The organism is Streptomyces sp. NPDC028907 (genome assembly GCF_055564995.1).
Genome location: NZ_JBVHVE010000014.1, coordinates 19,941 through 33,924 on the forward strand (window position 1 = coordinate 19,941; position 13,984 = coordinate 33,924).

12 protein-coding genes are annotated in these 13,984 nt (G+C 70.6%); 11 read left to right on the plus strand and 1 reads right to left on the minus strand.

What is annotated here, in order from left to right:
• Positions 1 to 96 precede the first annotated feature (96 nt).
• From ACZ4UU_RS34570 to ACZ4UU_RS34615, 10 genes are all read left to right on the plus strand, one after another.
• Positions 97 to 1,821, plus strand: coding sequence for an acyl-CoA dehydrogenase family protein (locus tag ACZ4UU_RS34570; RefSeq protein ID WP_471907339.1), 1,725 nt, complete (start codon positions 97 to 99; stop codon positions 1,819 to 1,821).
• 471 nt (positions 1,822 to 2,292) lie between these two features.
• The gene (locus ACZ4UU_RS34575) at positions 2,293 to 3,483 is read left to right on the plus strand and encodes an ATP-binding protein (RefSeq protein ID WP_471907340.1); all 1,191 of its coding nucleotides are present in this window, start codon (positions 2,293 to 2,295) and stop codon (positions 3,481 to 3,483) included.
• Positions 3,484 to 3,503: 20 nt separating this feature from the next.
• The gene (locus ACZ4UU_RS34580) at positions 3,504 to 4,331 is read left to right on the plus strand and encodes a roadblock/LC7 domain-containing protein (RefSeq protein ID WP_471907538.1); all 828 of its coding nucleotides are present in this window, start codon (positions 3,504 to 3,506) and stop codon (positions 4,329 to 4,331) included.
• Entirely contained in the window at positions 4,324 to 4,707 is a 384-nt protein-coding gene (locus ACZ4UU_RS34585) for a DUF742 domain-containing protein (protein ID WP_471907341.1), read from the plus strand. Before ACZ4UU_RS34580 ends, ACZ4UU_RS34585 begins: the two co-directional genes overlap by 8 nt.
• A gap of 3 nt (positions 4,708 to 4,710) precedes the next feature.
• Positions 4,711 to 5,271, plus strand: a complete 561-nt coding sequence (locus ACZ4UU_RS34590; protein ID WP_471907342.1) for a GTP-binding protein — start codon at positions 4,711 to 4,713, stop codon at positions 5,269 to 5,271.
• 10 nt (positions 5,272 to 5,281) lie between these two features.
• Positions 5,282 to 6,655: a cytochrome P450 family protein gene (locus ACZ4UU_RS34595; RefSeq protein WP_471907343.1), complete on the plus strand. Its 1,374-nt coding sequence runs from the start codon at positions 5,282 to 5,284 to the stop codon at positions 6,653 to 6,655.
• A gap of 93 nt (positions 6,656 to 6,748) precedes the next feature.
• A complete protein-coding gene (locus tag ACZ4UU_RS34600; RefSeq protein WP_471907344.1) occupies positions 6,749 to 7,996 on the plus strand; it encodes a cytochrome P450 in 1,248 nt (415 codons plus the stop codon).
• On the plus strand, positions 7,993 to 8,841 hold the full coding sequence (locus ACZ4UU_RS34605; RefSeq protein WP_471907345.1) for an enoyl-CoA hydratase/isomerase family protein: 849 nt from the start codon (positions 7,993 to 7,995) through the stop codon (positions 8,839 to 8,841). The genes ACZ4UU_RS34600 and ACZ4UU_RS34605 overlap by 4 nt, the downstream gene beginning before the upstream one ends.
• Positions 8,842 to 8,962: 121 nt before the next feature.
• A complete protein-coding gene (locus ACZ4UU_RS34610) occupies positions 8,963 to 9,685 on the plus strand; it encodes a hypothetical protein (protein ID WP_471907346.1) in 723 nt (240 codons plus the stop codon).
• A gap of 199 nt (positions 9,686 to 9,884) precedes the next feature.
• Positions 9,885 to 11,162, plus strand: a complete 1,278-nt coding sequence (locus ACZ4UU_RS34615; RefSeq protein ID WP_471907347.1) for an alginate lyase family protein — start codon at positions 9,885 to 9,887, stop codon at positions 11,160 to 11,162.
• Positions 11,163 to 11,179: 17 nt separating this feature from the next.
• Here ACZ4UU_RS34615 and ACZ4UU_RS34620 read toward each other — a convergent pair whose 3' ends face one another.
• The gene (locus tag ACZ4UU_RS34620) at positions 11,180 to 12,400 is read right to left on the minus strand and encodes a glycoside hydrolase family 88 protein (RefSeq protein WP_471907348.1); all 1,221 of its coding nucleotides are present in this window, start codon (positions 12,398 to 12,400) and stop codon (positions 11,180 to 11,182) included.
• Positions 12,401 to 12,618: 218 nt separating this feature from the next.
• Between ACZ4UU_RS34620 and ACZ4UU_RS34625 the strand changes: the two genes are divergently transcribed.
• Complete coding sequence (locus ACZ4UU_RS34625; protein WP_471907349.1) at positions 12,619 to 13,938, plus strand: SUKH-4 family immunity protein; 1,320 nt, start codon at positions 12,619 to 12,621, stop codon at positions 13,936 to 13,938.
• Positions 13,939 to 13,984: the final 46 nt, after the last annotated feature.

Genomic DNA, 13,984 nt, shown 5'->3' on the forward strand with positions numbered 1-13,984 from the left:
CGCGCCTGCGTCTCCTCGCCTCCGGCTCCGGATCCGGCTCCCAGGCGTGCGATCTCCCGATTCCCATCCATCCACCAGCCGAAAGGGTCCCTCACCATGGCTGACCAACTGCTCTTCAACCCGCGCACCTACGACCCCGCGCACTTCGACCCCGAGACACGCCGCCTGCTGCGTGCCACCGTCGACTGGTTCGAGGAGCGCGGGAAGCGGCAGCTGATCGAGGACTACCGGACCCGCGCGTGGCTCGGTGACTTCCTCGCCTTCGCCGCGAAGGAGAACCTGTTCGCCACCTTCCTGACGCCGTCCTCCGCCGCCGGGCAGGCAGAGCCGGACAAGCGGTGGGACACCGCCCGTATCGCCGCGCTCAACGAGATCCTCGGCTTCTACGGCCTGGACTACTGGTACGCCTGGCAGGTCACCATCCTCGGCCTCGGCCCGGTCTGGCAGAGCGACAACGCCGCCGCCCGCGCCCGCGCCGCGGAACTCCTCGCCCAAGGGGAGGTGTTCGCGTTCGGCCTGTCCGAGAAGGCCCACGGCGCCGACATCTACTCCACCGACATGCTGCTCGCGCCCGACGGCGACGGCGGCTTCCGCGCGACCGGCTCCAAGTACTACATCGGCAACGGCAACGCCGCCGGACTCGTCTCCGTCTTCGGCCGCCGCACCGACGTCGAGGGCCCCGACGGCTATGTGTTCTTCGCCGCCGACAGCCGTCACCCGGCCTATCACCTGGTCAAGAACGTCGTCGACTCGTCCAAGTTCGTCAGCGAGTTCCGCCTGGAGGACTATCCCGTCACGGCCGAGGACGTACTGCACACCGGCCGCGCCGCCTTCGACGCCGCCCTCAACACGGTCAACGTCGGCAAGTTCAACCTGTGCACCGCCTCGATCGGCATCTGCGAGCACGCGATGTACGAGGCCGTCACCCACGCGCACAACCGCATCCTCTACGGCCGCCCGGTCACCGCCTTCCCGCACGTGCGGCGCGAGCTGACCGACGCGTACGTCAGGCTCGTCGGCATGAAGCTGTTCAGCGACCGCGCCGTCGACTACTTCCGCTCCGCCGGCCCCGACGACCGCCGCTACCTGCTCTTCAACCCGATGACGAAGATGAAGGTGACCACGGAGGGCGAGAAGGTCATCGACCTGATGTGGGACGTCGTCGCCGCCAAGGGCTTCGAGAAGGACAACTACTTCAGCCAGGCGGCCGTGGAGATCCGCGGCCTGCCGAAGCTGGAGGGCACGGTCCACGTCAACCTGGCGCTGATCCTGAAGTTCATGCGCAACCACCTGCTCGACCCGGCCGAGTACCCCGGCGTGCCGACCCGCCTCGACGCGGCCGACGACGACTTCCTGTTCCGGCAGGGCCCGGCCCGCGGTCTGGGCTCGGTGCGCTTCCACGACTGGCGCCCGGCCTTCGAGGCGTACGCGCATCTGCCCAACGTCGCCCGCCTGCGCGAACAGGCGGACGCACTCTGCGAGTTCGTCGCCACCGCTGCCCCCGACGCGGAACAGAGCCGGGACCTCGACCTCGTCCTCTCGATCGGCCAGCTCTTCGCGCTCGTCGTACACGGGCAGCTCGTCCTGGAGCAGGCCGCCCTGACCGGACTCGACGAGGACGTGCTCGACGAACTCTTCGCCGTCGTGGTACGGGACTTCTCCGGGCACGCCGTCGAACTGCACGGCAAGGACTCGGCGACCGAGCAGCAGCAGGAGTGGGCGCTGGCGTCGGTCCGGCGGCCCGTCGTCGACGAGGCGCGCACGGAGCGCGTCTGGCAGCGGGTCGAGGCGCTGTCCGGCGCGTACGAGATGGCCCCGTAGGCGCGCGCCGTACGCATGACGGGTGGCCGGGCCGCATGGGTCCGGCCACCGGTCCGTGGGGGTTCGGCTCACCAGGGTCGCCACGACCCACGGCCGCCCGCGGCCAGGACCGACCCGACCGGAGCGGGACACGAGACGTGTCGTCTGAACCCGCCGGCCCGCGTGATCGACTCTCCGGTTCCCCCACCTACCGTCGGTCACAGGCTGTCACCGGGAAGCGCGGCTGCTTCCCAACCGGCTTTCGTGAACCGTCTGTTGTCCCTGTGGAGACCTCAAAGGCGGCCTCAAGGCCAATGTTTGAGAGTGATAGCATTCCGCCGTCTGCGACCTTGATCCACTTCGCTCGGGCCCAACCCGCCTGAGGTGATCTGCTCTTCGCACCAACAGTCATGCGGTCCCCTGTGACGGGTTGCGGATCCTCGCGAGCTGTATCCGTCGACGCCTGCATACCACGCGCCGGGAAAGGTTTCCATGAGTCAAGACGCGCTTATCTGGTGTCTGGTTGCGATAGCGGTGATAGCCGTAGCCGCAGTCGTGGCCCTCACACTCCGCAACTCCGCACTGGGGGCGAAGAAGAGGGAAGCCGAGGCCGCGCTGGCACAGCGGCTCAGATACACCGAGGGCGAGCTCGGCCGCATGCAGGGAGAACTGCAACGGGTCCGGGACGAGCAGGACGGTGTCATCGGGGAGGCCGAGCAGGCGGCGGAGGAGAGCACGAAGGCGGTCCTCAAGGGCGCCGCCCGCTTCCTCCAGAGCCTCGCGGCCGAACAGACGGCGTTGCTGGACGAGATCCAGCGCAAGTACGGCGGGCACAGCGTCCTGACCGACCTGATGGACGTGAACCACGCCAACGCGCAGATGGCCCGCAAGGCCCAGGGCATCGCGGTCATGTGCGGCGCCCCGCTCGGCCGGCGCAGTCAGCCCGCCAGCGTCTACGACGTGGTGCGCAGCGCCCAGAGCCAGATCCGCAACTTCAACCGGGTCGAGATCATGCAGCCGAGCGGCATCGCGCTGAAGGCGTCCGCGGTGGCGCCGGTGGCCCTCGCCGTCGCCGAACTGCTCGACAACGCTGCCAGCTTCTCGCAGGCCGAGGCGCCGATCGAGGTAACGTTCCAGCGGGTCCAGAAGAACCTGTGCATCATCATCGACGACGCCGGCGTCAGCATGAGCGACGAGGACCGGCAGGCGGCGACCGCACTGCTGTCCGGCGACGAGGTACCCCGGCTGTCCCAGCTGGGCACCCAGCCCAAGTTCGGCTTCCCGGTCGTCGGCCTGATCGCCCGTCAGTACGGCTTCAAGGTGGATGTCACGGGAGTCTCCCGCTACGGCGGCGTACGCGCCGTCGTTCTGCTGCCCGAGGAGCTGTGGACCATGGAGGAGACCTCGCCGCCGGCCAGTGAGGTGCCGGTGAGCAGCATCCGACGGGTCGAGGGCCGTGAGCAGGGCGGCGCCCGCACGGTGCACGGCCTGCCGAAGCGCGGGGCCCGCAAGTCGCCCATCGCCAGCGTTCCCTCCGACGGCAGCGCGGCCGGTGGGACGGCAACCGCGCCCAGGAGGCCGGCGCAGGGTTCCGGCGGCGGGGGCCTGGGGGCGTTCCAGCGCGGCACACTGACCGGACGTGACCTGGACGCCCCGACGCCCGAAGGGTCCGAAGGCGCATGACTACTACGGACATGTCCTGGATGGTCCAGGACATCGTGGACAACGTCCCCCGAGCCCGGCACGCCGTGGTGCTGTCCGCGGACGGGCTTCCGCGCGGGGTGACGGACGGCCTGGTCGACGGGGACGTACGGACCATCGCCGCCGCCATGGCGGGGATGCAGTCGCTCAGCCGTGCCACCGCCCACTTCGCCGGGCTGTCCGAGGACCGGCAGTGGAGTCAGACGGTCATCGAGTTCACGCACGGCTGGGTGTTCCTGATCGGGGCCGGGCAGGGCACCTATCTGGCCGCCGCCGCGGAACCCGACGTCGACATGCAGCAGATCTCCTTCCGGATGAACCGGCTGGTCGCCCGGCTGGGCAACAACCTCACCTCGGCGCCCCGGGTGAACGGCGGTGACTCGTCCCCGGAACGGGCCGAGGCCGCCGGCCGAAGCGACGCGGCGGGCGGGTCGGGGTTCGTCCTGGCCGAGCTGGACCAGCTGATCGGCTCGGTGCGCGGTGCCCGGCACGCCCTGCTGCTCGGGGCCGACGGTCTGCCGCGCGGCGCCAGCGGCGGGATCGGCCGGGACCTGGCGGACACCATCTCCGCGGCCATGACCGGCATTCACGCCTACAGCCGGGCGACCGCGCCGTTCGCGGGCGGTCGGCGGGACGAGGGCTGGCGGCAGACGGTCATCGAGTTCCAGCACGGCTGGATCTTCCTCGTCGCGGCCGGTGAGGGCGCCTTCCTCGCGGCGGCCGCCGCCCATGACTGTGACATCGAGGAGTTCACCACCCGGCTGAGCGAAGTGGCGCCCAGGCTCAACGCACGGCAGGTAGCGCAGGGAGGGAAGGCCGGCGATGCATGACGAACCGGACAGCGAGCTGGAACTGACGTCCGCCTTAGTGCCGCTGTTCGTCATCGCGAAGGGACGTGCGCTGCCCGCGGACCACGAGTACGAGCACACCACGCTCGTCACCGCCCAGGAGGGCACCGAGGCCGCCGCCCGCACCCTGTCTCCGGAAGCCAGAGCGGTCATGGACCTGATCGCCGACGGCTTCCTGTCCGTGGCCGAGATCTCCGGCTACACCCGGCTGCCGCTGGGCATCGTGCGCATCCTGCTGGCGCAGATGGCCGAGGACGGCCTGCTCCATGTGAGGAATCCGGCGCCGCGTGCCGAACGCGTCGACCGCGAACTGCTCACCGCCGTGCTCGATGGCCTGAAGACCCGATTCGGAGCGTGATTCGTGTATCTGGATCCAGCCGTCTCCCGTTCCGTGAAGATCCTCGTCGTGGGCCACTTCGGGGTCGGGAAGACAACCTGCATCGGCAGCATCTCCGAGATCGAGCCGCTGCAGACCGAGGAGGAGATCACCGAGGCGAGCGAGGGCTTCGACGATCTCTCGGGCAACCCGGACAAGACGACCACGACGGTCGCGATGGACTTCGGGCGCCTGTCCCTGAGCGAGAGCCTGGTCCTCTACCTCTTCGGAACCCCGGGCCAGGAACGCTTCAAGGAGATGTGGGAGGGGCTGTCCCGGGGCGCGCTGGGCGCGCTGGTCCTGGTGGACCCCGAGCGGCTGCACGAGAGTTTCCCGATCCTGGACCTGGTCGAGCAGTTCGGCCTGACGTACGCCATCGGTGTCAACCACTTCGACAGCACCCCCGACTACCCGCTCGACGAGGTACGTGAGGCGCTCAACCTCTCCGAGGAGACCCCGGTCGTCCGCTGCGACGTGCGCGACCAGGGCTCCTCGGCCCAGGCGCTGATCACCCTCGTGAAGCACCTCATGACCACCCTCGGCTAGGAGCCACGGCATGCAACAGCACTTCGACCCGTCCGGGACACCGGCCGGCTGCCCCGCTCACGGCAACATACGGCTGTACGGGCCCGAGTTCGGCTCCGACCCCGAGCGGCACTACACCCAGCTGCGCTCGATGGGGCCGAGCGCGCCGGTCGACATCGCGCCGGACGTCGAGGTCGAGCTGGTCACCAGCTACGACGCGGCCCTCTACATCCTGCAGAACCCCGGGTCGTTCGTGCGAGACGCGCGTCGCTGGAACGCCCTCAACGAGGGGCGGGTGCCCGCCGACAGTCCGGCGCTGCCGATGATGGCCTACCGCCCCAACGCGCTGTTCAGCGACGGCGCTGCGCACGCCCGGCTGCGGCAGGCGGTGACGGACAGTCTGGCCACCGTCAACCAGGTTCAGCTGGTCCGTCAGACGCAGCAGTCGGCCGACTATCTGATCAGCCGGTTCAGCTCCGAGCCCCTCGGCCAGGCCGAGTTGATGGCCGCCTACGCCCAGCCGCTTCCGCTTCTGGTCTTCAGCGACCTGTTCGGCTGCCCGCCGGAGATCGGCGACCGGGTGATCGTCGGGATCAGCGGCATCTTCGAGGGCACGCCGGGTGCCGACGAGACGCTGGGCGCGGCGCTCGCCGAACTCATCGCCCTCAAGCGCCGCGAGCCCGGTGAGGACCTCACCACGCGGCTGATGGTGCATTCCGCCCGGCTGACGGACGAGGAGGTGCTGCACCAGCTGGTGACCCTGCTCTCCGGTGGCACCATGCCCCTGACCGCCGCGATCGGCACCAGCGCCGCGCTGTATCTGAGCGACGACTGGTCGAGCGGTCTGCCGATCGAGGACGCGGTCGTGCAGACCCTGTGGAACTACGCGCCGATCGCCAACTACGCGGGCCACTACCCGGTGCACGACGTGGAGCTCAGCGGTCGGACCGTGAAGGCGGGCGACCCGATCCTGATCTCGTTCGCGGCGGCCAACACCGACCCCAAGCTGACCGAGCACCGCGAGCAGCTCAGCGCCAAGGCGCACCTGGCCTTCGGCGCCGGCCCGCACGCCTGCCCGGCCAAGGACCCCGCCTTCCTGATCGCGTCCACGGCCGTCGAGTCCCTGCTCAACCGGCTGCCCGACGTCGAACTGCGCGTCCCCTTCAAGGAGCTTGCCTGGGCGCCGACGCCGTGGAGCCGTTCGCTGGTGACCGTACCCGTCCGGTTCACCCCGCGCGTCGTGTCGTCGGCCGCGGCGGCCCGGTCCGCGGCGGCTCGCGGCGCGCAGACGGCGCAGTCGTCCCCGGTGCCGCAGCCGTCCCCCGCGCCTCGGCCGGCGCACGCCGCTCCGCAGCCCAAGGGCGGGCTGTTCAGCCGATTCCTGGCATGGACCAGGGGCGCGTGACGCAGGTAACTCTATGAGACGAGTGTGTTACTGAATCTTTCAATGATTGCTCGGGTACGTATGGCGGCTGACTCTCAGAAAGGAGCCGCCATCGTGGGGAGTGTCACCTCTCCGATATCCGATCGTCGCGCCACCGTTGCCCTGTTCTCCCGACTCCGGACGGTCCAGGGCCAGGCCGACCCCTTCCCCCTCTACGCCGAACTCCGGTCGCGAGGAGACGTCAGCCCCGCGCCCTGGGGCGGTTTCCTCGTGACCGGTTTCGGCGCCTGCGACCAGGTGTTGCGCAGCGGCACCTGGCTCGAGCCGGACACGGGATGGCGGGAACGGCAGGGGGAGCGCACCCGCTGGAGCGCTTCCTCCTCCCGCGAGATCAGCCGCACCCTGCCCGCGCTCAACCCGCCGGAGCACACCCGGGTCCGGCGGGCGGCCGGCACCTTCGACCGAGGCACCATCGAGCAGATCGGCTCGCGCGTGAGCCGCGTGGTCGACGGTCTCCTCGACTCCCTGATGGACCATCTGCACACCGGGGAGGCCGACTTCGCCGCCCTGGTCAGCGAGGAACTCCCGATCGCCACGATCGGGGACTGGCTGGGCCTGCCCGGCGCGGACTGGTCCCGGCTGCGCGAACTGACCCACGACCAGGTCTTCACCCAGGAACTCCTGCCTTCCGCCAGCCAGTTGGCCCGGTCCGACGTGGCCATGGCCGAACTGCGCGCCTACTTCCTCGACCTGGTGGCCGAACGGCGCACACGTCTCGGCGACGACCCGGTGTCCCGCTGGATCCGCACCTGGGACGAGTTGGAACCTGACCGGGACAAGGCCGACGAGGCGGTCTACTTACTCGCCCTGTTCGTCCTGCTGGCGGCGCTGGAGACGACGTCCACCCTCCTGTCGACCATGGCCCTGCTGCTCGTCGAGGACCCCGACCGCTGGGACCTGCTCGCCCAACAGCCCGATCTCGTGCCGGCGTTCGTGGAGGAGTCATTGCGCTACGACCCTCCCACCCATGTCATCAGCCGGGTCGCCGCACAGGACTGCGTCCTGGAGGGCGTCGAGGTGCGGGCGGACGAGATGGTCCACCTGATGGTGGGAGCCGCACACCGGGATCCGGCCCGGTACCCCGCTCCCGACCGCTTCGACCTGAGCCGGGGACCCGGGCACCTCGCCTTCAGCGGAGGCATCCACTACTGCCTCGGCGCCCCCCTGGCCCGGCTGGAGGCCCAGACCCTGCTCAGCCGAATGATCACCCACCTTCCCCGCCTCACCCTGGCCCGCCGCCCCTCCCGCGCCCCCCGGGTGGCGTTCCGGCGTCTGCTGAATCTGGATGTCGCCCTCGCATGAACCCCCTGACCGCCCGCACCTCCTCCCCCGCCTCCGACGCCGCACCGGTCCCCATACCCGTGCCGGTGCCAGGACCGGCACCGGCACCGGCTTTCGCACCCGGGCACGTGGACATCGCCCAGTCCGGCCCCGTCCTGCACCTCCGGCTCAACCCCACTCTCCAGGACGACACGCTGAGCGTCGGTGTCCTGGACGAGCTCATCACCGTCCTCGACGCCCTGAACGAACGACCCGACATCCGCATCCTCGTCCTGTCCTCCCTGGGCGAGGACTTCTGCCTCGGAGCGGACCGGCAGGAGTACCAGGACGCCCTGGCCGCGGACCCCTCCGGAGCCGCCCTGCGCCGCATCGCGGACAAGGCCCACCGGCTGTGCCAGGCCCTGGAGAACACCCATGCCATCACCATCGCCCGGCTCCACGGCAAGGTCGTCGGCGCCGGCCTCGCACTCGCCTCCTACTGCGACCTGCGCGCCGGCGCGGACACCTGCCGGTTGCGCATGCCGGAGGTCGGCATCGGCCTCGCGCCCGCCTGGGGCGGCGCCATGGGCCGGCTGGTCTCGGAGGTCGGCGCGGCGCGGATCCGTGAACTCATGCTCACCTGCGACATCTTCGACGCCGACACCGCCCACCGGCTCGGTCTCCTGCACAAGGTCGCCCCCCTCGACCAGTTGGACGACACCGTCGCCGCCTGGACCAAACCCCTCTCCCGGCGCGCCCCCGAGGCGCTCGTCCTGACCAAACGCATGCTCACCGGCTACGCGAAGGCCACCCGCACGGCCGACATGGCGCTCCTCGACGCCCACCTGCTGACCTCCCGGCTGAGCGCGCACACAGCCCTGAGGTGACGACCCGCCGGCCGGCGATCCCTACGGCCGGTCGGACACAGGGCCCTCTCCGACACGCTCGGCGAGGGCCCGACGCACACCGACCGGCCGTGAACAATTCGGCTGTGGTGAAGTGGGGATCATGACGAGGAGTGACGCGATCGTGGTGCCCGAGCTGTACTCCGGCTACCCCGGAGTGGCCTTCGGCGGCTACGTCGCCGGCGTGCTGGCCGAGAGATCCGGGGCGCGGACCGTACGGGTCGACTTCCGTGGCCCGGTGCCCGTGGAGACCCCCGTACGGATCGCCGAAACGGCGGACGACGGCGTGGAGTTGGGCGACGGCGAACGGCCCCTCGCCGTGGCGCGCCCCGCCGAGTTGCCGCCCGACGCGCCGGCCGCGCCGTCCTGGGACCAGGCGGCCGACGCGGCCGAGCGCTTCCGGGCGGCACCGCCCACGGGTGTGGTCGACTGCTTCGGCTGCGGCCTGCGCTCCGCCGACCGCGGGCTACGGGTGTACTGCGCCCCGGTGCCGGAACTCGACCTGGTGGCCTCCGCCTGGACCCCGTCCCCCGCCTTCGCCGACCCGGACGGACTGCTGCCGCCCGCCCTGGTCTGGGGCGCCCTGGACTGCCCCGGAAACTGGGCGGGCCGCTTCCTCGGCACCCAGCGCCCGGGCGCGGTCACCGCGTCCCTCACGGGCACGGTTCTGCGGCCGGTCACCACGGGTGAGCCGTACGTCTCCTACGCGTGGCTGCTGTCGGAGTCCGGCCGCAAGCACACGATGGGCGCGGCGCTGGCCACGGCCGAGGGCGAACTGTGCGCCGTCTCGGAGGCGTTGTGGATCGACCCCAGGCCCGCCTCGTAAGACCGCCGAGGAACCCGCCCCTGCGGGGGGGCGGTGGGGATGGCGGCGGACGGCGCCGCATGGTGATCCTCTCGCCCTCGCGGCCGGCGGATCGGGGCGCGACCCCTTTTCCGGACCCGACCAGCATGGCATGCTCACGTCACTAAGCACACACCTGAACGTCATTCATGTACTTGAATACATCCCTCAGGAGTGGACCATGAGCGCAAGATCCCGCCCGATCGTCCTGCTGGCGCTCCTCGCCGCGTTCACCACCGGTGCAGTCCCCGCCACCTCGGCCCGGGCGGAAGCTCCGCCCGCACCGCGAGTCCCGCACACCGCCGTCCTGGACGGCGCACGCCTGCACCGTACGAAGGTCCGCCTCGATCACGGCGACCCGCAACTCCAGCGAGCCGTACGGGCGTTGAGGGCCCGAGCCGACCGATGGCTGGACCAGGGGCCCTGGACGGTCGTCGACAAGCCCCGGCCCGCACCCGGCGGTGACGTCCACGACTACCTCAGCCAGGCCCCGTACTGGTGGCCCACCAAGGCGCCGACCGCCGACAACCCGTGGGGCTGCCCGTATGCGCAACGCGACGGCGAGCGCAACCCCGAGGTCGACACCGGCACCGACCGCCAGGACGTCGAGAAGACCTTCGACTCCGCCTACGACCTCTCCCTCGGCTGGTACTACACCGGCGACCAGCGGTACGCCGAGAAGGCCGGGCAGGTGCTGCGCACCTGGTTCCTCGATCCGGCCACGAGGATGAACCCGAACCTGAACCACGCCCAGTTCATCCCGTGCAAGTACGACGGCCGGGCCATCGGCATCATCGACATCTCCCAGTCGTACACCGCCGTCCTCGACGCACTCGCCCTCCTCCGGACCGGCGCCCCGGGCTGGACCGCACGGGACCGCGCCGGCATGGCACGGTGGAACGCCGACTTCCTCGACTGGCTCAGGAACAGCGACTTCGGCAAGCAGGAGGCCGCCGCCACCAACAACCACGGCACCTTCTACGACATGCAACTGGCCGGACTCGCCTACGCGACGGGCGACGAGGACCTGGCCCGCCGAACGGTCCTGGACGCCCGGCACAAGCGCATCGCGCCGCAGATCGCCTCCGACGGCAGCCAGCCCCAGGAGCTGACCCGGACCCGGAGCTGGCACTACTCGACGTTCGACCTGGTCGCCTACACCCGGCTCGCGGCCATCGGCAGGCACGTCGGCGTGAATCTGTGGGCCTACCGAGGGCCGGACGGACAGAGTCTGTTCAAGGCGGTGGACCATCTGCTGCCCGCCGCGACGGGCGCGGCCGCCTGGCCGCACCCGGAGCTGGAGTTCCACCGGTACGCGGCGACCGACGTCGTGCGGGCTGCCGCCGACGCCGGGGACCGGCGGGCACAGCGGGCCGTTCCGCTGCTGGAGGAGCCGCCGGGCGGTGATCTGTGGGCCCTGCGCCCGGCGGCGGAACAGCTGGACTCCATCGCGGGCTGACCCGCACGCCCCGCCCGTCAGACCGAGGAGAGGTCGATCGCCCGGTCCACGTCCTGCGGCCGCAGCACCCGCAGGATGCCCTCCAGCAGGTAGTAGTCGGCGTACGGGAGCGAGATCTCGACCCCGTCCTCGGCCGGCCGGTTGCGGGTGCAGCGGGCCACGACGGCCTCCGCCCGGGTCGAGTTCCTCGTCAGGCAGGTCTCCGACAGCGCGGTGAGCAGCCGCAGCGCCACCTCGCGGTAGGCGGTTCTGCCGGTGGCCGCGGCCAGGTCGAGCAAGCCGCAGGCCGTGATCGCCCCGGCCGACGCGTCCTTGATGTCGTACGGCTGCTGCGGGGCGCGGTAGTCCCAGACGGGCACGTGGTCCGGGGTGAGCGCGCCCACCGCGAAGTCGGCGAGCCGGCGCGCGGTGGCCAGGAACTCCGGCTCCGAGGTGCGTCGGTACATCGTGGTGAACCCGTACAGCCCCCACGCCTGCCCGCGCGACCAGCAGGACGTGGGGCTGTAGCCCTGGACGGTGTTCGGTCCGACCGGCCCGCCGGTGTCCGGGTCGAAGTCGTACACATGCGGGGTCGATCCGTCCGGCCGGGGGAAGACCCGCCGGGTCGTCCGCGCGTGCTCCACGGCGATGTCCAGGTACTTGCCGTCGCCGGTCTGGCCGCTCGCGAAGGCCAGCAGGTCGAGGTTCATCATCGTGTCGATGATGACCCGGCCGGCGTTCCTCGGATCGTCCAGCGCGCCCCAGGCTCTGATGAAGTGTCCGCGCGGGTTGTACCGCTGGATCAGGGAGTCGGCGGCCCGGACGGCGCCGGTGCGCCATGCGTCGTCGCCCGTGAGCCGCCAGGCGGTGACCCAGGACGGGTAGAAGAGGAAGCCGAGGTCGTGCGTGCCGGTGTCGTACTGGCGCGGGGCCAGCTTCTTCGCCGAGGCCAGGGCCAGGTCGCGGAAGGTGTCGTCCTCGCTGTGGAGCCAGGCCATCCACAGGGTTCCGGGCCAGAAGCCGCCGACCCAGTCGCCGTTCTGCGAGTGGACCCACTTCTCGAACTTCGTGCCGACCGGGAAGGCGGTCACGGTCGGGGCGACGGCGTGGAGCTTCTCGACGGCGTAGTCGGCCGCCGCGCGGAGCTTGCGCAGAGTCGGTGCCGGTGTGCGATCAGCGGCGGCGGCCGGTACCGCGGAGGCGACGGCCGTCGCGGCACCTGCCGCCGTGGCCAGCACAGTACGCCGGGAAACACTCATGCTGAGCCCTCCAACTGGTGGTCGGGAGAACGGAGTTGCCCGAGCGTCGCACGACCGGCTCAATGCTGTACACCCACGTGAGCAATGTTCATCAGTGTGAACCTGCGATGTGAGTCCAAGATGCGAGCACAGTCAGCCTCAGCGGCAGACTGCCGGCGGAGACTGAAGGGGTTACGGGCGTTCGTGGCGTTGTCAGTGGTGGGTGACACGATGACCGTATGAACGAGGATCTTGACGACGTACTGGCCGACCCCGCACGGCTGTTGACCGCTGACCGCTCGGCGGTGCGCAAGCACATCGCCGCCGAGGACGGTGCGCGGGACGTGGGGCGGGAGGGGCGGGAGGTCTTCCTCCAGGCCGAGGCGATCTTCGGCAGCGACGACGTGACGCGGGCCGAGTTCGCCTCCTGGCTGCATTTCGCGGCCAAGGCGACCGGCCACGAGGAGTACGCCGAAGGGATCGCGAAGGCCGAGCCGGGCATGCCGTGGCGGACGGTGTGGGCGTGGTGGCGGCCCGCCAACTGGTTCGTGGCCCACCCGAGCCTGAACGGCGACTACTTCCAGGTCCACCGGCGTCTGCACGAGGGTCGGCTGCTCATCGAGGTGGCGACGGACTGGCGCGGCTGTCTCTGGCTCGACGCCGAGACGGGGGACCGAGTGAGGCCTCAGGCCGAGGACACGCTGCCGAAAGCGCCCTTGTCACGGGAAGCTCTCGACGCCCCCGAACTGAACGAATGGAACCTCAGCGCGCCGGAGAGCTGGGAGGGTGCGTTCGCGTTCGCCGCCGAGGGCGGCAGGACCCGTCATCTCGTCCAGGACACCTCGGGCATAGCGGTGATCGAGACGGACGCGGAGGTGCTGCGGGACTGGCCGCGCGGTGAGGGCATCGACTGCGGCTCGGCCGACGAGGCGCTGCCCGAGACCGAACCGGAGGTACGGCGGCCGGAGGGCCCGCTCACCGCGGACCGGGTCGACGACGCCTTCGGTGAGCGGTATGTGCTGCGCATACCGGAGAGCGACCTGCCCGAGGGACTCGAACACCCGGGCAGCAGGCGTTTCTTGAGGGACATCGGCCTGCCCACGGTGTGGTTGTGCCACGGCGCCGAGTACGAGGGCCGACGGCCCGAGGCCATGCGATCTCCGACCGACGAGGAGCTACCGGGGGACGGCCTGCCCGACGGGGTGACCGCCGCGGACCTGATCGCCTTCGGCAGGGTCGACTACGGCGAGCTGTATCTGCACCGCCACGACGGGTCCGTGCACATCTGGAGCCGGCTGGGCGGCCTGACCGACCGGACACTGGTGCCGCTCGCCCCGGACCTCGATGTCTTCACCCGCGTCCTTGAGGCCGTCTACCGCTACAGCAACGCCTGTTGGCACCCCTACCTGGTGGAGGGGGGCCAGGATGCGGTGGCGGAAGTGTTCATGGACGAGATCGACGAGCTGTCCCCCGGACTGTTCGACCGCGAGACACCTTGCGGCGAGGTGTGGAGCTGGCTCTACGCAGGCATCACCGAGCTGGGGGTGGACGGCTTCTAGCCAACTCCAGCGGCGATGAACAACGCATCGTTGTATGGCTAGGGTG